Below are 18,675 nucleotides of genomic sequence, written 5' to 3'. Positions count from 1 at the left end.
CATAGACGGCCGGCGACGCTGACCTTGCGCGTCGCCACCCCGTCGCCGGTCCGATTCAATTCACGGAGAATGATATGCAGCAAAACGCTGGGCACCGCGCCCACCCTGACCGTCTCGGACATCTGGTTCGAACGCTCGTGCGCGGGATTGGCCGCGTCGCGATCGGTGCGTCGCTGCTGGTCGCGCAACACGCATTCGCGAGCGGAACCGAGCAGTTGAAGGCGTTTGTTTCACAGGTGCATTCGGCGCGCGGCGATTTCGTGCAGCAGGAAGTGCGCGCGCCGAGCAAGGCACAAAGCGCGAGCGACGCTGTGCAGGTCATGCCGAAAAACAGCACGTCCAGCGGCACGTTTGTGTTCGCGCGACCAGGCAAGTTCATCTGGTCGTACGAGAAACCCTATCAACAGATTCTGCAGGCAGACGGCGACAAGCTCTACGTATACGACAAGGATCTGAATCAGGTTACGGTGCGCCCGCTTGGGGGTGCCTTGGGCGCTAGCCCTGCCGCGATCCTGTTCGGCAGCAACGACCTGGACAAGAATTTCACGCTGCGCGACGCGGGTGTGAAGGCTGGGATCGATTGGCTCGAGCTGATTCCGAAGGCCAAAGACACGCAGTTTCAAAGCGTGGGTATCGGTTTTCGCGACGGCAATCTGCAAGCCATGGAGTTACACGACGTGTTCGGCAACGTAACCTTGCTGACCTTCTCGAACATCCAGAAAAATCCGCCGCTGCCCGCGGATGCGTTCAAGTTCACCGTGCCGAAGGGCGCGGATGTGATCAACGGCTAAGCGCGCATCGCAACTGTTGGTCTGTTATTGCCCGGGGCCGCGCAGGTTTGCGCGGCCTTTTTTGTTGGGTATCTGCCATTTGGCGCGGGATATCGGCCTGTCAAACACTTAGGATGGCCGAGGCCTTACGCAACCAGGTCCTCGAGTTGTCGATTGACCAGAGGCTCGAGTTCTCGCGCTTCTTTCGCGAGGTTGACCTGCTTGGCTGACTTCGCCACTTCGAGCACGTCCGGCTTGATGTCATAACCTCCTCGCGTATTCAACCATGCGAGAACGTCCCACAAATGCCAGACCGACGGATTGCCCTCGTGGACCGGGATGGGGAAATCGGCGGCATGGCTCAGCATGAGTTTGCGCATGTTCTGGCGCGAGACACCCGCTGCGTCGGCCACGTCCGTCAGGCCGACGAAGTCCGGCGCGGCTTCGACAAGGCGGGCCGACGGCACGGCCCGCTTCACGTCCGCGAGCGCGCTCATCAACGCGCCAAGCGCACTGGTACCCTCGCGAGCGAAGACAAGGGCGATGCGCCCCGGCTGCCCGACACCGATCGTTGCATCATCGCATCCTGCTTCCGCCAGACGTTCCACGATCTCGTCGTGGTCACTGTCGTCTGCTGCGAGCTGGTATTTCAAGGTGAAGTCGTATTCCATCTGTTACTCCTGCTTTTCGGCGTTCTTGTTCGTGCTTTGAGGCACGCGCTTTTGCCGGTGTGTCGTGCAATTGTCGACTACCCTTTTGAGAAGCCGAGCGTGATTCCCTGGATTCTTAGGCGTACTCCAGACACTGGTGATGCAGAACTCTCCGCACCGGCATTCCGAGTCGTTGTACGGACAGTACATTTTTCCCCAGGCGTGCCCTTTGCCACCGCTGCTGATGCGCCAGCCGGATGCTTCGGCATAGGCCAGTGCGTCTTCAACTTCCTTCTTCGCGTGTGTCCCTCGAATCATCAATAGCCTCATCATAAGTTCGTTGAATTTGGTTGTCAAGTGACAACCAAATGGATGTAGGCATGCTCGAGATATGTCGGCGATTCGTTTTCGGAAGTGTTAAGTGGTGAGGAAATCTATCTCGAAAATATGCATGCCAGATAGTAACTACATCATCCAGGCGTGGATTTCGCAATAGAAATGCCCCTCCGCCGGAAGCCATAGGACGAACGTAAAAGTCGAGGGAGAGGTTGCGAGTGGAGGCACAGACGGAGGGTGGGAAGACGCGAAAACGGCCCGCCTTGCACGGGCCGTCGAATCGTCGAATGGCTTCTGCTTACGCGTATTCCGTTTTACGTGTCGACACCATGACGAAATAGCAGAGGGCGCCGATTGCCAATGCAGGCAAGGTCGCGCCGAGATTTGGCAGCCATTGATTGATGGCCTGATACGCGGCGATCCCGATTGCCCACGAGATGAAGGCGCTCAGATGCCAGCCACCCGAGAAACCGTAACGTCCCTGCAGATCGGCGAGCGCGGCGGCCTCGATTCGGCGTTTGCGCACGATGAAATGGTCCACCAGCACCACACCGAACAGCGGTGCAAACACCGAGCCGATCAGCAGCAGGAAGTTTTGATACTTCGCCATCGGCACGAGCAGTGCGATCGCCGTGCAGAGCGCACCGAACGCCGCGGACAGCAGCGGCACCGTTGCGCGCGTCCAGAACGTGCCGGTCGAGACGGCGGCCGAGTGGATATCGGCAAATGCGTTGTCGACTTCATCAATCAGGATTAGCAGCAACGCGAAGCCGCCGCCCGCTTGCGCGAGCGCACCGGTCAGCAGCGCGTCGCCGCCACCCGCGGCGAGCCCATAGATTGCCCCGAGCGCATAGAACCAGATGTTGGCGATGCCGTAGCCGAGCAGCGTGCCGCGGAACGACTCGCCGGCGCGGCGACCAAAGCGCGTGTAATCGGCGATCAGCGGCAGCCACGACAGCGGCATCGCGACGACCAGATCGATCGCGCCGCCGAACGACATATCGCCGGTGCCCGGACGGCGCATCAGCGCGGCCAGATCGTGCCTGGCAAGCAGATTCCACGAGAGCCACACGGCGCCTGCCAGCAGCAGCCAGATTCCCCAGGTCCGCAAAAAGCGCCGTACGAACGACAGCGGGCCGCTAATCGCGAGCATTGTCGCAAGCAGGCCGAAGACGATCGTCCAGATGAGCGGTATCGAGAGACCGAACGCCTGCTTGGCGAGGGCGTCGGCGGAATCGCGCATCACGATCACTTCGAATGAGCCCCAGCCGACCAGTTGCACGGCATTGAGCACCGCGGGCACGGAGGCGCCGCGTACGCCGAGCGTCGGTCGCAGCGAGGACATGGCCGCGAGGCCCGTATCCGTGCCGATCACGCCGGCAAGCGCCAGCAGCACGACACCGATCACGCTGCCGATGCCGATGGCCGCCAGCGCATACGGCAGCGACAGCCCCGGCACCAGCAGCGCGCCCGCCTGCGCGACCAGCAGGCCGATGCCGAGCGAGAACCACAACGCGAACGCATCGCCGGTGCGGAACGCGCGACGCGCGTCGGGCACCGGCGTGAGCGGTGCGTAGGTGGAACCGGCGTCGCCGGCGAGTGGATCTTGTGCCATCAGGTGATATCCCTGTCGTTGTCTATGTTTGGTCGTGAATTTTGTGCTTGCACACGCTTCAGGCTCGTCGCGGCGCACTGACTGTCATAATGCAGGACCGTGCCGCAGATCGCGCGCCGGCTGTTTCGCTGGCCGGGCGCGCGTCGTGCTGGGTTTGCGTCATATTGCCGAACCAAGCCCGGAAAGCCGAGATTATCCACAAAACGCCATGTTTGAAGAAACCCGTGCCAACGTCCCGCTCGCTGAGCGTCTGCGCCCCCGCAATATCGATGAGGTGATCGGCCAGAAACATCTGCTCGGTCCGAACAAGCCGTTGCGGGTCGCTTTCGAGTCCGGCGAAGCCCATTCGATGATCCTCTGGGGACCGCCCGGCGTCGGCAAGACCACGCTCGCGCGGCTGATGGCCGATGCATTCCACGCCGAGTTCATCGCGTTATCGGCCGTGCTCTCGGGCGTCAAGGATATCCGCGAAGCTGTCGAGACCGCGCAAGTGCATCGTGCACATGGACATCAGACGCTGGTGTTCGTCGACGAAGTGCATCGCTTCAACAAGAGCCAGCAGGATGCGTTCCTTCCGCACGTCGAGTCGGGGCTGTTCGTATTCGTGGGGGCGACCACCGAGAATCCGTCATTCGAGGTGAACAGCGCGTTGCTGTCGCGGGCGGCGGTCTATGTGTTGAAGAGTCTCGATGACGACGAGCAGCGTGAGCTGCTCGATCGCGCGCAGAAAGAACTCGGCGGGCTGACGTTCACGGACGAAGCCCGCGATGCGCTGGTCGGCTCGGCCGACGGCGATGGCCGCAAGCTGCTCAACAACCTCGAAATCGTCGCGCGGGCCGCGGCGCAGCAGAAGACTACGGAGATCGACGGTGCGTTGCTCGGCAGCGCGCTCGCTGAGAACCTGCGCCGCTTCGACAAGGGCGGCGACGCCTTCTACGATCAGATTAGCGCGCTGCATAAGTCAGTGCGCGGCAGCAATCCTGACGGTGCGCTGTACTGGTTCTGCCGGATGCTCGATGGCGGCGCCGACGCACGCTACCTCGCTCGGCGCATCGTGCGCATGGCGTGGGAAGACATCGGCCTCGCCGATCCGCGCGCCGCCCGTATCGCGCTCGACGCCGCCGAAACCTATGAACGCCTAGGCACACCCGAAGGCGAACTCGCGCTGGCCCAGGCGCTCATCTATCTGGCGGTGGCGCCCAAATCGAACGCCGGTTACATGGCATATAACGAGGCACGGCGTTTTGTCAGCAAGGACCAGTCGCGCGGCGTGCCGGTGCATCTGCGCAACGCCCCGACCAAGTTGATGAAGGAACTCGGCTACGGCCACGAATACCGTTACGCTCACGACGAACCCGACGCATACGCGGCCGGAGAGACCTATCTGCCCGACGGCATGCGTGAGCCGCATTGGTACGAACCGACGCCGCGCGGTCTCGAAGGCAAGATCGGTGAGAAGCTGGCGCGTCTGTCCGAACTCGATGCACAGTGGCGCAGCGAGAACAAGCCGAAAAAGAACTGAACCGCCGATCCGTCGGCAGCCCGCGCCGGTGCGCTAAAATCCCAGACTCATACAACGAACTTCCGCTCCCACCCCATGCTTGACATCCAGTTGCTGCGCAAAGACCTCGACGGCGTGGCGAAACGCCTCGCCGACCGCGGCTATACCCTCGACGTGGCGGCTTTCACCGCACTCGAAGCGGAACGCCGCGCCGTGCAAACCCGTACCGAAGAGCTGCAGGCTCGCCGCAACAGCCTGTCGAAGCAGATTGGCGGGATGAAAGGGCGGGGCGAGGACACCTCGGCGGTGATGGCGGAAGTGGGTGGCATTGGCGACGAAATGAAGGCGTCGGCGCTGCAACTCGAAGACATCCAGAAACGCGTGTCCGACCTGATGCTCGGCATGCCGAACCTGGCGCACGAAAGCGTGCCGGTGGGCAAGGACGAGGCCGGCAACGTCGAAGTGCGCCGCTGGGGCGCGCCGCGTCAGTTCGACTTCGAGGTGAAGGACCACGTGGATGTCGGCACGCCGCTCGGTCTCGATGCCGAGACGGGTGCGAAGCTCTCCGGCGCGCGTTTTACGATGCTGCGCGGACAGATTGCGCGTCTGCATCGCGGACTCGCGCAGTTCATGATCGACACGCATACGCTACACCACGGCTATACCGAAATCTATACGCCATACATCGTCAATCCGGAGATTCTGTACGGCACGAGCCAGTTGCCGAAATTCGCCGACGACATGTTCCGCGTCGAGAAGGGCGGCGCTGAAAATACGGTGACGCAATATCTGATTTCGACTTCGGAAATTTCGCTGACCAACACGGTGCGCGAGAGCATTGTCGAAGCGGACGCGTTGCCGATCAAACTGACGGCGCACTCGCCATGCTTCCGCTCGGAAGCGGGTTCGTACGGCCGCGATACGCGCGGAATGATTCGTCAGCATCAGTTCGACAAGGTTGAGATGGTGCAGATTGTCGCGCCGGAAACGTCGTATGACGCACTCGAGCAAATGGTGGGCCATGCAGAGACGATTCTGCAGAAGCTCGAGCTGCCGTATCGCGTGATTACGCTGTGCACCGGCGACATGGGTTTTTCTGCAACGAAGACCTATGACCTCGAAGTCTGGTTGCCGGCGCAGAACACGTATCGCGAAATCTCGAGCTGCTCGAATACCGAGACGTTCCAGGCGCGCCGCATGCAGGCGCGTTATCGCAACGCGCAGGGCAAGCCTGAACTGGTGCATACGCTGAACGGTTCGGGGCTCGCCGTGGGCAGGACGTTGGTCGCCGTGCTGGAGAACTTCCAGAACGCCGATGGTTCGGTAACGGTGCCGACGGCGCTGCGTCCGTACGTCGGTGGCATGGAGCGGCTAGAAGTTTCGGCTGCCTGAAACTGGACCGAAGGTTTCCAGGCCATAGCTTCACAGATTCTGTGAAAAGGGGCTTGGAAACCTGTTTCAAGTGTTCTATAATCTTCGCTTCGCCAAGCAACGACCCGCTTGGTTTAGGTGGTGGAGCGTAGTTTAGCAAGCCGTCGCCGATGCCGGAGAGGTGGCAGAGTGGTCGAATGTACCTGACTCGAAATCAGGCGTACGGTTTCCCGTACCGTGGGTTCGAATCCCACCCTCTCCGCCAGAATTCAAAAAAATCCCTGCAAGTTCAACGACTTGCGGGGATTTTTGTTTATGGCCTATCGCTCGGCCCATCAGCAAGCTCCGGGTAGCGTTCGTTGATCTTCTAGTGACGTGCTTACGTCCGCTGCGTCTCTCTTATTGGTCGGTGCGCCTTTGTCGAATTTGTGTAAGCTCACCATTTCGCCAATTTCTCAAAAAGCCAGCATGGATACGTCCCGCCGACCGCTCCGTCGCGAACTGGATCTTAGAATGTTCGCCAACTTGACCTTGATGAACCTCTCAAATTGTTATAGCCATGCCAAGCCGGGCGCGGGAGTAGAGGACTTTGTCTATGAAATCCTTAATGTAATCGCCATCAAGGATCATCCCGGTATCGAGGAGCCAATCGAGATCGTAATGCAGTTCGCTTCGGAACAAGATAAGGCAAAGGGCCCAGACTGGATTGCCAAATCGCCGTATGGACCGCTGATTGTCTCTTGTGCGTATTGCGTTCGAGCGCTGAGCGCAATACGGGGGCAGGATGTCGGATTGGGATGGTCTTACATGGCCGACGCACGTTACTGGTGTGGAGTTGCTATATCGAGTAAGGGTATCGACGAGGCCCGGGAGCGTACGATCATACAGACCCATAGAGAGAAGGGGGCAGCAGGCGGGGCGGGCAAGGGCAAGGCTTACGAGCCGATCCGGCAGCACGCTTATAAACTTGTGAGGGACATGCGTCCGCCGATAAAAGGATGGCAATCAAAGGCCCATGCGGTTAACACCATCCGACAGCCGGTGCTCGATTTCTCAGCGGCTAACAAATTGAAAGACAGAAAAGCTGTGACGCTGAGTGAGAGCAATGCGCAAAAGAAACTCGAAGAATGGCTGAGTAAAATGCCTGATGCAGGGGACCTGTTTCCGCCGTCTAAAAGGAACAAAGCCTCTAAGAAGAAGCCAGCTAGCAAGCACCCCAGAGATGAATTGGTTAGTCTCTACGACGGACGTAGGCCGGCATTTGAATTGGCTGCGGAGTCGTTGGAAATCAGCTTCGATGCAAGAAGTTCGGATTCTCCGTAAGTCAACATCGCGTCACGGTCCTAAGGCGCGGCGGATTTTCAGCTGAGCTGCGACCTTTGTGTTCTGTCAGTTTTAGTAGCAGTGCCCCCCCGGATCGGCATGTCCGCCGATCCCAATTCCATAGTCAGCCACCATCGCTCTTCCAATTGCCGCCGCATGCGACGATGGGGCAGAAACGACGCCCCCGAACCCCAAATTTTGTCCCCCTTTTACCGGCAAAGGTGCTTTCGCCGCGAGATCGCCGTTTTTAAACTGCAGTCATCGAAAACAATCAACCACAAGGAGTTCTTCGATGACGACCAACGGACAATCCCTGCACAAAATCCTGCGTCTGAAAGCACTCAAGCTGAAGACGGGCATCTCGGGGAGCAGCGTCTACAACAAGACCAATCCGCGCAGCAAGTACTATGACCCGACCTTTCCGAAGCCGGTTCGTCTCGGAGCTAGTTCGGTGGGCTGGCTGGAATCGGAAGTCGACGCGTGGCTGGAGGCGCAAATCCAGAGCCGCAGTGCAACGGTTTCGACCATGGTTGCGGAATCGCCTGCTCAAACTGTCTCGCCTTTCCTCCGCTAATTTAAGCGAGCCAGTTCAGCGTCGAAGCTGGGCTGGTTTTGTCGCCGGACTGTTCCACCGCCAATTTAACCGTACCAGCTCGACGTTGATGCCGAGCTGGCTTTATGCCGCTGGCTGATATTCGCGAGCGGCCGGACGCGTCTCATGTTCTCGAATCAGTTTGCGGCGCAGGCGAACGGCGTCGATATTGTCGCCGCCAGCGAGATACCGATTCTGCCGATTCATTGGCTCTGGCAGAACTGGCTGGCGGCGGGTAAGCTGCACATTCTCGCCGGTCCGCCCGGTACCGGTAAGACAATGCTGGCGTTAGCGTTTGCCGCAGCATTGTCTAATGGCGGAACGGATCAGGGCCGCTGGCCTGACGGCACATTCGCGCCGTTCGGTCGCGTCCTGATCTGGAGCGGTGAAGACGACATTGCGGACACCATCGTTCCGCGTCTCGTTGCCGCCGGTGCCAATCGCCAGCATGTTTTCGTGCTTCGCGGCACGCGTGAGGGCGGGCGCTCGCGTGCGTTCGACTTCACGCGTGACATGCCACGCCTGCGTGAAGAGATTGCCGCGATCGGCAATATCAAACTCGTGATCATCGATTCGATCGTTCAGGCTGTGGCGGGCGACTCGAACCGGAACAGCGAGGTGCGCCGCAATCTGGAGCCGTTGACCGAGATGGCCGCGCAGTACGGTTTCGCGATCCTCGGTCTGACCCACGTAAGTAAAGGATCGGGTGGCAAAGATCCGGTCGATCGCGTGACGGGAAGTCTCGCGTTTGCCGCTGTCGCGCGCATTGTGATGTTGACGGGCAAGGCCGAGGCAGACGACGACTCCGCATCGCACGGCGTACTGGTCCGGGCGAAATCCAATCTCGGACCCAGTGATGGTGGCTTCGAATACCAGATTTGTCCGGTCGCAGTGTCTGCCGGCATGAGTACCGCCGATTCGTCGGCAATCGCGTGGAATTCGACGCCGCTGCGCGGTACCGCCAAAGATATTTTGCGGGCGGCTGTGGGTCATGCAACCGAGCCGAAGGTCGGCAAGCTGGAAATCGCGATTGAATTCGTGAAGCATCAGCTCGCCGGTGGCCCGCGTCCGCGTGCCGACATTGAAGCGCAAGCCAAAGAAGCCGGCATTGCTCCGGCGACTTTGCGGCGAGCGCGCGAGAAGCTGGGCGTAGAGACGCAAAAAGCAACCGGCTTTAACGGCGTCGCGTCAAGTATTTGGGCATTGGCGCAGCAGCCTGGCGCGGCTTGGGGTGGGCCTGCGCGTGAAGGGGTTTCCGCCGATCCGCAAACTTTCGCACAGCCTTTCAGTCTGCCGCCTTACCACGATTGGCCGAACAGCACTCCGAACGCGCCAGCAACGCTCGCACCGTTTTCGCGATTCGCGGGTAACGCTTCGCCGGATCAGAGTTTCTCGAGCAACCCTGCCGCAACACCTGGCAGCAACGGACAGCATTTTGCGAATCAGACGGGTGGATTCGTCGCGCCTCAGTCTTTCCCGAGTCGTCATGAGCAAGTTGAACAGGTTGCACAAGTTGAGCAAGTTGAGCAAGTTGAGCAAGTTGAAGAGTGGTTACAGCTTCTTGACTCGCCAACGTACAACTGGCATGCAGCGAGGGCACAGGCTGCGTATCGCGGGCTGAACCGAAACCAGGGCGAGAGCGAACCAGCCTTTGTCGATCGGGTCATCACAGAAGCCTTGACGGGATCGATCGACGAGACCGAATACGACCGGCAAATAATCGACGAATTAAGACGGCTGCTTAAGCAGCATTGCCGATTCGGTTGACAATCGCGCTCTCGCAGCACGCCGCGGCATGCTTAACGCCGCTGTATATCGACTGTTGTATTTCCGCAAAGTGGAAATCGAATAGCTGGATTGATCTGGATTGCGTTGGATGAAAATGGATGTATTTAGTTATCCAATGCTTTTTCATGGTGCTTGACCGTGGTTTGACGAACCTATAGTTTTCGAATTGAGCGCTCACGGTGAATACTGGCTTCGTCGGTTTGACCGAGCGCTGACGGTCGCGCCAGAAGATGATGGAGGTGCATCGGAAAGTAAGTTCCTTTTCTGGAAGTTGGTTACTTCGTGCGTGATCGGCGGGTATTCGCAGGATCGTTCGGTTCTCAATGCTGCAACGTATCGTCTTGGTGACGGTCAGGGAGGGTAAGCAGCACACAGTTATCGACCATTTGCAGATACGTTCAACCTTGACGTGTCGAGCAGTCTCAGTGCCGTATTCATGTGCCTAAGGACGGCATAACTTTGCATATCCCGTCATAGGGAGGAATCGTCGCATTCTGCAGGGAATGGATCTTACCAATACAGCAGAAAGTGGTGATATTTGGATGGGTAATTCAGGTTATTAATGAGATTATGTTTTTCAATCAAGAAGTATAGAAATAAAGAACTATAGAGGCATGGAAGTGAAGAAGTAGTGGAATAGAAGGGGGTGGAGATATGGCACAGAGGAGATGATAAAGAAAGATAGAGAGACGACAGTCTCATACGAGGATCGAAGGTAGCAACAAAGTTCAATGATCAGTCTGGTGATCACGATCAGACAGTGAAGCAAATACCGTAACAAACGGTATTTGCTATCAGGATCATGAAACCAGAACGATCACGCTAGGAAGACAAGCAGTGTCAGCATGACAAGCGTGAGCTTGATCGAGCTGTGAGCGATTGTAGGTAGTGAAGGGATAGTAACCATCTTTGCCAGTCTCATTGATCGGTAGATAAGGAGTACGGATAAATGTAAACAAAGAAAGAGCAGTAAGCAGGCTGACAAAGCCTGCGTGAAGGTAGGGCTGAACACGCTGACGATCCCGGCAAGGATCGGCAGTGGACTTACTCATCCCTGAATAACGCGAGACGCTAATACGTCTCGTCATACCTAACGAAGCAACGCTTCAGTCTTCACGTTGAAGCACTTTGACGATGGAAAAATGATGAACAAGAAATTCAAATCACCGAAAGTCGCTGTAGGCGACATCTGTGGTCGTGCACTTGATGAAGAACTCAATAGCGCCTTCGGTCGTGATGGCAAGGTCTATCTGCTAGGTGAATACACCGACAACCTGCAGTGGCTGGTGAGCTTCATGGAAGCCGTGCTCAACACGGACGATCTACCGTACAAGGTGACGGTGATCAACGGCAAGAAGAAGATCACGGCGGCTTCTCCGCTGGCTCGTCACTTCATGGCGTTCAAGAGTTTCTTTGAACTCTACGCCACGGATCTCGACTATAGCCCGGATATCGCATTGTTCTTCGACTGTTTGTTGAAGCATCCGATTCGCGGTTGCTGGACGGATCACCCGAGCTTCAGTTATGGCGACACGACGGAAGCTGAAATCGCCAATGACTTCGTGAAGTTGCTGCGTAGCGAAGCTGAGGCGCAGGATGTGCGCAAGAAGCTGGCTGACTGGCGTCGTAATGGCAACAAGAATCTGGCTCGCATTCGCGAATACGAAAACCTGTTGTTCGAGCGTTATGCACGGCTGGAAGTGCTGCGCGTGGATCTGCTGTACCACGAGGCATGCCTTGACGATAAGACCGTTCTAAACGCCGGTGAGCGTCTGGCTGCAGCCAGCATGAAGTCCCAGTCTGACCTGCGTAATGGCAAGAAGACCGTACGCGAGAATCTGGCGCGCATCGACGTGCGTACGGCCAAAGCTGACATGGCGCACTTCCTGCGCAACATGCGTGGCAACACGATTTTCGATGCGATGGTGGGCTACATATGGAAGCTCGAATACTCGCGCTGGAGCGGTTATCACTTTCACTGCGTGTTCTTTTACGACGGCTCAAAGGTACAGAAGGGCGCTTACATTGCCCAGCGGATTGGCGAGTATTGGCAGAACACGATCACGAACGGTCGTGGCTTCGCGCACAACTGCAATCTCGATCCGCGTCGCTACCGCAACTGGGGCATCGGTCGTGTCGATTACGACGACGTTGAGAAACGCCTGAAGCTCGATCAGGCATTAGCTTACCTCGCCAAGCGTGAGCAATACGTGCGTGTGAAGCCGGGTAGCAAATATCGCGTCTTTCAGACCGGTGTCGTCAAGCAGAAGTCTGCCGCAGGTCGTCCGCGTAACAAGGTGCGCGTGTGGGATGAGTTGCCCACGGATGCACGAATCGACCCGCAACAACTGAATACGCCTGCCATCACTGATCCGCCAGAGGCAGCAAATGCGCCCGAGACGAGCGAAACGTCGAACGTCTCTGATATCTCGTGGGTGTCGAGCCCCTTCAATCCGTCCGACATCAAGGAGGCGGACGACACGTTCGGCAAGTGGGGTGACGTCGACGACGAAGCTGCTTAAATTGGCTCTGTAGGCTTTTCGAAAGACTGGTGGCTACGTTGCCCTAGACGAGGGTGCGGGAGGCCTGCCATGAGTCTGTATGCCTGTCGCAGGTCGCTTTCAGTTTCGTGTCTGTCGTGCAGAATTGACGGCCGCGTGTCGGCCAGAGAGATCGTCGCGGTCTTCAAATCCGAAAGGAGAAGTGCGCGCCCAGTTGGTCGCGCTGCTTCCGAAGCAAACGAAGCGTTCCAAGACTAGAGGAGACTCGATTCGCAACAAGGTCAGTCTCGCAAGAGCGCTCCGCGAGTAGCGTCGTACCGAGCCAGTTCGCGACCAGAGAAACGACCGGATCAGTACGACTGACTCGCGACTCAGGACAAAGCTGGGTCGCGCGTGCGCCGTCGTGCGGGAAGGCGTGACTTGCGTCGACTGGTATCTTTCAGGAATCGGGCCGGTCGCGAGTGGTCACACCGCAGTCGTATCCGGCCGACGCACAACCGGATTGCATCCAGAACTAATCATGTCGGTATCGGACGTAAGGTTGGGTAGTCCCGCTGAGCAGAGAGACTGCCACGTCGAGGACATCGCTGTGAGCAACTCGGTCGCTGACGAAGCGGACGAAAATGCTGTATTACCTGAAGACGAATTGCTTATTGCGAATATGCGTTTCATCACACCCGCCCAATTGCTCGTCCTGCTTTTGAAGGTTCAACAAAGTCCTTTCAAAGCTGGAGAGCAATGGGAGCATTACCAGAATCCATCGACAGCGCATGCGGGCGGTGCTTGCTCGCCTAGGGAGCGGGTGGCACAAGAAGACGAGTATCCGCAGTACCTGAAATGGTTCGGTAGTACAGCGGTGTCCAAGAGGCAATTACAGCACCATGTAGCTCTTCTAATCGGTTGCTATCGGACCGACGACGGGGTCCAGATGGATAGCTTGCATAGCGTCCGGACGCTGGTGATTGGGCAGTTCGTGGGTCCCAGACTTTCATCCAAATGGCATAACGGACCGCGGCTCGATAGATCGAGCTTGTTAATCCCGATTCGGACCCACTTAAGTCCGCGTCGATGGTGATTGGTTATGTTTTAAATATCCATTCTGCATTCCTAAAAGCGTTAAAAACCCTTAAATATCTGTAAAAATATTTCCCCTTGATCGTTCATTTGATATCCTGTTCTACTTGGCCGCGGATAATCCAGCTATTGCATTAGTGGCGTGAATTGAAAAAGAAAAACTGACACGAACCAAAGGGCTTCAGCGTGAATCCTACCGATTTACTGCGCGCTATTGCATCCGGTGCGCTCGACCAGAACAACCGGCCAATCCGGCTTGAATGGGGCAGTACCCAGAGCACATTGCAACAGGTGCTCTTGCTTCAGAGGCTCGACATCAAAGAAGGCCTGATGTCCGGCATCAACGGTCACCTGACATGCGTGTCCCCACGAGCCGACTTACCGGAAAAGAGCTTTCTCGCGTTGCCCTTGTCTGTCCAGATGGTCACTGACCGGGGGCAACTACACGCAATCAACGGAATCATCACCGATGTCCGTGCTGGGCAATCGGACGGATCGCTCACGTGCTATCAGTTGACGATACGTGATGCCCTGTCCGTGATGGAGCGACGCACGAACTCGCGCATCTTCCGCACCAAGGCATTGCCGGACATTCTCGGCGTTGTGATGCAGGAGTGGCGGCAACGAAGCCCAGCGTTCGCGCGGGCGTTCGATTTTGATCTGTCTGGTCTGAACCGGGACCGGTACCCGGTTCGCGAGGTGACGCGACAGGTCAACGAAACCGATGCACAGTTTATACGGCGACTGCTGCGCCGTGACGGTGTCAATGTGTTCGTGCGCGCGGGTAGCGGTACTGACAGCACCACCAACAACACCCCTGTACATACTCTGGTGTTTTTCGACGATCCGATGAAGTTGCCGCAGGCCGCGACTGGCGACCTCCGCTTTCATCGGGATGCCGCCACCGAGGAGCGTGACTCGATAACGTTGTGGTCGACCACGCGGTCGTTGATACCTGGATCAGTAAAGCGCGCTACGCCGGACTACAAGTCGGGCACCGTGACGCAAACCCAGCAACCTACCGTCGTCGACCAGGGTGATGCGGGAAACGACCTCGCGCAGTTACTGTCCGATTCGGTGATCGACGCACCCCACGCAGGTGACTCGTGGTCGGACTATGACCGGCTAGGCAAAGACCGGATGCTCGCGCACGAACTGAAGGCCGAATCGGTGGATGGCGCAAGTGGGGTACGGGACATGGCTGTCGGCTACTGGTTCTCGCTGACGGGTCATCCCGAGGTCGATCAACGACCAGCCAATCAGCGCCAATTCGTCACGACATTCCTGCATCACCGCGCAGAGAACAGCCTGCCGAAAGAGTTGAATGACCGCGCCCAGGCACTGTTCGAAGCGAGCCGCTGGGTCTTTGAATCGCCAGCAGCTTCGTCGGGCTCGACGAGCAACGACGAAACTCGCTATGAAAATACGTTCTCCTGCATCCGTCGGGGTGTGCAACTAACGCCTGCTTACGACCCGAGTGTAGATTTGCCGCCGGTCCATCCCATGACCGCTACTGTCGTGGGGCCCGACGGAGAGGAAGTATTTTGCGATGAGATGGGGCGCATCCGTGTGCAGATCCAGGGGCTTGATCCCGACGATCATGCACACGCCCAGGGCGCCGGCGCCAGTGGCACCCCGGCCGACAGCGCGCCCGTGCGGGTCGCCTGTGCGCTGGCCGGTCCCAGCTTCGGGGAAAGCACCTTGCCGCGCGTTGGGATGGAGGTACTCATTGATCATATTGGCGGTGACCCAGACAGGATGGTCGTAATCGGCGCACTTGCGAACGGCCCCAACACGCCCGCGAGTTTCACTCATACCGGTGCACTTCCCGGCAATCGCTACGTGTCGGGCGTGAAGACCAAGGAAATCAAGGGGGCGCGTTATAACCAGTTACGCCTTGATGACACGCCACAGCAAATCAGCGCTCAACTGGCCAGTGAACATGCGCACTCGCAGTTGAATCTGGGTTATCTGACGCAGCCGCGCGACAACGGCCAGGGTGCTGATCGTGGCGAAGGCGTTGAATTGCGCACCGACGCCGCAGCAGCGTTACGAGCCGCACAGGGTATGCTGCTGACGACCTATGCACGTACACAGGCGAGCGGGGGGCAGCTTGACCGCGACGAACTGGTGCAACTGCTCGGTGAGTGCGCGGAACTGTTCAAATCGCTAGGCGATTACGCTGGCCAGCACGGTGGACAGCCTACGGACGCGACCGGCCAGCAAGCAGTCGCCTCGGCCTTCAAGGGCTGGACGCCAGGCGACGGCACAGCAAAGTCCGGGAGTGCCCCGAATGCGGGCGCCAGTAGCTCGCAGGCGCTGATCGCGTTCGGTGCGCAAGCGGGCTCGGTCAATATCACGCCGAAAACGCACGTGACGTACGCAGGCGAGAACATCGACCAGGTGGCGCAGAAGCATCTGCAGCTAACAGGCGGCCAGCACGTCAACGTGCAGGCCGGCGAAGGGGTCTCCTTGTTTGCGCAGCAAGGTGGCGTTGTGGCGATCGCAAACCAGGGCAAACTGCTGCTCCAGGCACAGGCAGACGAAGTCGTCGTTAACGCACAGAAGAACGCACAGATCACGTCTTCGACAGGCGAAGTCCTGATCACTGGCAAGACGATCCGTCTGATCGCCGAGGACGGCAGCTACATCAAGATCGGTGGCGGGATCACTGTCGGTTCGAATGGCGCATTCCAAGCACATACAGCGAGCCACGATTTTGTTGGCCCATCTACCGATCAGGCTGACCGGCCGAGCTTTGGTAAAAATGGAACCGATCAGAAGTTCCGTCTGCATTACTCCGGCACCGAAACCTCAGAGAATCCTCATCCGGCGCCAAACAAACCTTATGAGATCACGCTCGATGACGGCCGGGTGGTCCAAGGAACGTCGGATGCAGAAGGGCTCACCCAGCTTGTACAGAGCGATGTGATGCGGATCACCAATATTAAAGTGTTTGACCAGATTTGATCCAGAACAGATAACGGGTGACTCCGATGAGCGACACGGATTCTGGGCGCAAGCCCATCGCGCAACACACCGGCACAACCGTACCGAACCGGGATAGCAATGCCCATCGTCAGGTGCCTCTGCCGAACCGGTTTCCCTGCACGACGATCCTGATTCACGGCGTGAATGATCTCGGCACCGACTTCGAAACTGTCGAGGGCGGACTGTGCGAGGGACTGAACGACCGGCTTGGCCGCATGGATCTGAAGGCCGGTACGTACACGCATGGGCGCATGGCGAACGACCCAACCCCCGTTACGGCCGCCGACCTGATGAAGAATCTTGACGACGTGATCTATCGCCGTCAGGAACCGGAGGGCACGTTCAGTCCGTTGATTCCGTTCTACTGGGGGTTCAAGGCGAACGCCAACGATCTTGCGAAACAACCCTCTCAACAGACCGTGAATGGCCAGTACGTCGATCAGTTCGGCAATCGCCTGGACAGTCATCGTGCGAAGGGCGGTGGAATGTTCGCGAATGCGACGACGAACATCCCGGACATGTTCAACACGAACTTCAAAGGCGGCAAGAACACGGAGAGGCTGAATCGCGCAAATAACGATCCGACACACCCGCTGTTGGAAGCTCCAAGCCGGCACTATATGGTGCTGGCGGCCCTGCGTCTGGCTGCGCTCGTGCGCCAGATCCGGCTGATCGACTCCGACGGGACGGTGAACATCATCGCGCACAGTCAAGGCACGCTAATCTCGCTGCTCGCGCAGGCGCTTTTGGTGGACGGTTTATTTGTTGATGGGAAGCTGGTCCTGCCCGCTAATCGACCCGCCGATACCCTGATCCTGATCGATTCGCCGTACTCATACGCTGAATCTATCGTGGACCAAGTTCTGCAGAGCGGCGACGACCAGCAGACGATCTGGGCACGTGTGAAAACACTGGCGAACCTCACGGGTCTGGTCGCGAGCGGCAAACACGGAACGCCGAAGCTGGAGCAACTGCAGTATGTCAAAGGTGGCCCGGACAATCACGGAATCACGGGGGCAGTGTGGCGTTCAGATAACGCGACGCGGATGCAGGGACCACAGGGGAAGACGTCCTTAGTGTTCGCCGAGCGAGACAACCGCGGCAAGACATATGTGTATTTCTGTCCGGAGGATGCAACAGTGGGGCTCAGGGGAGTGAATGGAATAGGTAGTATCGGGTTGCCCAATTCGATAAAGACGGGTCCTGCACAAAACAACGCGAAAGCGGAGGACACCGGTCTGGTGTCGGACACCTTGCGGCAGCGGGTTTTTACCCGCCGGTTGCGGGGCGGCAAGCCGGTCCAGGTGGGGACGCCCCCTGGACCATACAACTTGCGCGAGCACGGCGAGAGTTCGCACGGGTCGAACGACTTGAAGCGGGCGCCGATCGCGGAGAACACGATGCGCAACATCAACGGCGAGGAATTGCCACCGCCGTTCAATCCGGAGTTGGAGAAGAACAGGCGCCCTGGCAATAATGTACCGCTCGGTGGGAAATCCCCAAATGAGTTCGAGGCCGGGACGCAGTCGATTGATCAGCTCGAAGCGGAGACAGCGCTCAGCGCATTGCCCACTGCGACGACTCGGAAGGTGATGCAGTGGCCACCTGACAACCCTAACACCGGTTATGCCGAAAACGTAGGCTATCCCACTCCCGAAGCAGTCCAGACCTGGTTAAACCAGGGTAAGGCGCCCGATGACCAATGCACGGTAATTGATGCGACGGATCCCGGTGAGGGAGAGACCATCGTGGTGAATCGAACCCTTACCCCAAACGAACAGAAGGTTCAATTAATGAACTCGCTCACCCCGATAGATTCTTATCACTCGGGGGTGATGAGCGGACGGCTAAATCATCGTTGCGCGACCGCTTTCGACGTGTCGATCGGGCAGGCTCGCGCAATCGACAACCCGGACTGGGCGAAGCTGCTTCGCGCGATCGCGGATTGGCGCATACCGATGAAGACCATTGAAAAAGCCGGGGGGGGGCATCAACAGCTCGACGCGATGACTTATGCAATTGTCGATGCGAACTGCACTTACTATAAGGATGGCAAGTTTCCCTCAGACAAGATACCGACGACACCGCCAGCGCCGGTGGTGAGCGAGACAGTCAAGATCAAGTACGAACAAAATCCGCCGTTCCAACCATCGCCATTCTGAC

12 protein-coding genes and 1 tRNA gene are annotated in these 18,675 nt (G+C 58.1%); 10 read left to right on the top strand and 3 right to left on the bottom strand.

Annotated features, from left to right (window positions below; genetic code table 11):
• The first annotated feature begins 74 nt into the window (after positions 1 to 74).
• Complete coding sequence (gene lolA, locus P3T24_RS31340) at positions 75 to 791, top strand: outer membrane lipoprotein chaperone LolA (protein WP_429440593.1); 717 nt, start codon at positions 75 to 77, stop codon at positions 789 to 791.
• A gap of 125 nt (positions 792 to 916) precedes the next feature.
• Here the strand turns inward: lolA and P3T24_RS31335 are convergent, their stop codons facing one another.
• The 3 genes from P3T24_RS31335 to cytX form a co-directional block, all read right to left on the bottom strand.
• Positions 917 to 1,441, bottom strand: coding sequence for a helix-turn-helix transcriptional regulator (locus P3T24_RS31335; protein WP_429440592.1), 525 nt, complete (start codon positions 1,439 to 1,441; stop codon positions 917 to 919).
• 3 nt (positions 1,442 to 1,444) lie between these two features.
• Positions 1,445 to 1,738: a hypothetical protein gene (locus P3T24_RS31330; protein WP_074265949.1), complete on the bottom strand. Its 294-nt coding sequence runs from the start codon at positions 1,736 to 1,738 to the stop codon at positions 1,445 to 1,447.
• Between the two features lie 316 nt (positions 1,739 to 2,054).
• On the bottom strand, positions 2,055 to 3,371 hold the full coding sequence (gene cytX, locus P3T24_RS31325; protein WP_429440590.1) for a putative hydroxymethylpyrimidine transporter CytX: 1,317 nt from the start codon (positions 3,369 to 3,371) through the stop codon (positions 2,055 to 2,057).
• A gap of 208 nt (positions 3,372 to 3,579) precedes the next feature.
• On the opposite strand from cytX, the gene P3T24_RS31320 reads away from it, so the two are divergent.
• The 9 genes from P3T24_RS31320 (at position 3,580) to P3T24_RS31280 (ending at position 18,674) form a co-directional block, all read left to right on the top strand.
• Positions 3,580 to 4,893, top strand: a complete 1,314-nt coding sequence (locus P3T24_RS31320) for a replication-associated recombination protein A (RefSeq protein WP_074263639.1) — start codon at positions 3,580 to 3,582, stop codon at positions 4,891 to 4,893.
• Between the two features lie 75 nt (positions 4,894 to 4,968).
• On the top strand, positions 4,969 to 6,264 hold the full coding sequence (serS, locus tag P3T24_RS31315) for a serine--tRNA ligase (RefSeq protein ID WP_074263640.1): 1,296 nt from the start codon (positions 4,969 to 4,971) through the stop codon (positions 6,262 to 6,264).
• Positions 6,265 to 6,418: 154 nt separating this feature from the next.
• Positions 6,419 to 6,508, top strand: a tRNA-Ser gene (locus tag P3T24_RS31310).
• A gap of 248 nt (positions 6,509 to 6,756) precedes the next feature.
• Positions 6,757 to 7,566, top strand: a complete 810-nt coding sequence (locus P3T24_RS31305) for a hypothetical protein (protein WP_429440588.1) — start codon at positions 6,757 to 6,759, stop codon at positions 7,564 to 7,566.
• Between the two features lie 292 nt (positions 7,567 to 7,858).
• Positions 7,859 to 8,140, top strand: a complete 282-nt coding sequence (locus P3T24_RS31300; protein WP_429440586.1) for a helix-turn-helix transcriptional regulator — start codon at positions 7,859 to 7,861, stop codon at positions 8,138 to 8,140.
• A 144-nt stretch (positions 8,141 to 8,284) separates the two neighbouring features.
• A complete protein-coding gene (locus tag P3T24_RS31295) occupies positions 8,285 to 9,925 on the top strand; it encodes an AAA family ATPase (protein WP_429440585.1) in 1,641 nt (546 codons plus the stop codon).
• Positions 9,926 to 11,088: 1,163 nt separating this feature from the next.
• Entirely contained in the window at positions 11,089 to 12,468 is a 1,380-nt protein-coding gene (locus P3T24_RS31290) for a YagK/YfjJ domain-containing protein (RefSeq protein ID WP_429440583.1), read from the top strand.
• 1,239 nt (positions 12,469 to 13,707) lie between these two features.
• Entirely contained in the window at positions 13,708 to 16,491 is a 2,784-nt protein-coding gene (locus P3T24_RS31285) for a type VI secretion system Vgr family protein (protein ID WP_429440581.1), read from the top strand.
• Positions 16,492 to 16,517: 26 nt separating this feature from the next.
• The gene (locus tag P3T24_RS31280; protein ID WP_429440579.1) at positions 16,518 to 18,674 is read left to right on the top strand and encodes a T6SS effector phospholipase Tle3 domain-containing protein; all 2,157 of its coding nucleotides are present in this window, start codon (positions 16,518 to 16,520) and stop codon (positions 18,672 to 18,674) included.
• Position 18,675: the final 1 nt, after the last annotated feature.

The organism is Paraburkholderia sp. GAS33 (assembly GCF_050436645.1).
Classification (GTDB): domain Bacteria; phylum Pseudomonadota; class Gammaproteobacteria; order Burkholderiales; family Burkholderiaceae; genus Paraburkholderia; species Paraburkholderia phenazinium_B.
The sequence above is the reverse complement of the archived record's forward strand: the minus strand, read 5'-3'. Positions and strand labels throughout refer to the sequence as shown.

Excerpts from the sequence above, each read along its gene's own strand:
- lolA (WP_429440593.1), top strand. The coding sequence starts at position 75 with ATGCAGCAAAACGCTGGGCACCGCGCCCACCCTGACCGTCTCGGACAT.
- P3T24_RS31335 (WP_429440592.1), bottom strand. The coding sequence starts at position 1,441 with ATGGAATACGACTTCACCTTGAAATACCAGCTCGCAGCAGACGACAGT.
- P3T24_RS31330 (WP_074265949.1), bottom strand. The coding sequence starts at position 1,738 with ATGATTCGAGGGACACACGCGAAGAAGGAAGTTGAAGACGCACTGGCC.
- cytX (WP_429440590.1), bottom strand. The coding sequence starts at position 3,371 with ATGGCACAAGATCCACTCGCCGGCGACGCCGGTTCCACCTACGCACCG.
- P3T24_RS31320 (WP_074263639.1), top strand. The coding sequence starts at position 3,580 with ATGTTTGAAGAAACCCGTGCCAACGTCCCGCTCGCTGAGCGTCTGCGC.
- serS (WP_074263640.1), top strand. The coding sequence starts at position 4,969 with ATGCTTGACATCCAGTTGCTGCGCAAAGACCTCGACGGCGTGGCGAAA.
- P3T24_RS31305 (WP_429440588.1), top strand. The coding sequence starts at position 6,757 with ATGTTCGCCAACTTGACCTTGATGAACCTCTCAAATTGTTATAGCCAT.
- P3T24_RS31300 (WP_429440586.1), top strand. The coding sequence starts at position 7,859 with ATGACGACCAACGGACAATCCCTGCACAAAATCCTGCGTCTGAAAGCA.
- P3T24_RS31295 (WP_429440585.1), top strand. The coding sequence starts at position 8,285 with ATGTTCTCGAATCAGTTTGCGGCGCAGGCGAACGGCGTCGATATTGTC.
- P3T24_RS31290 (WP_429440583.1), top strand. The coding sequence starts at position 11,089 with ATGATGAACAAGAAATTCAAATCACCGAAAGTCGCTGTAGGCGACATC.
- P3T24_RS31280 (WP_429440579.1), top strand. The coding sequence starts at position 16,518 with ATGAGCGACACGGATTCTGGGCGCAAGCCCATCGCGCAACACACCGGC.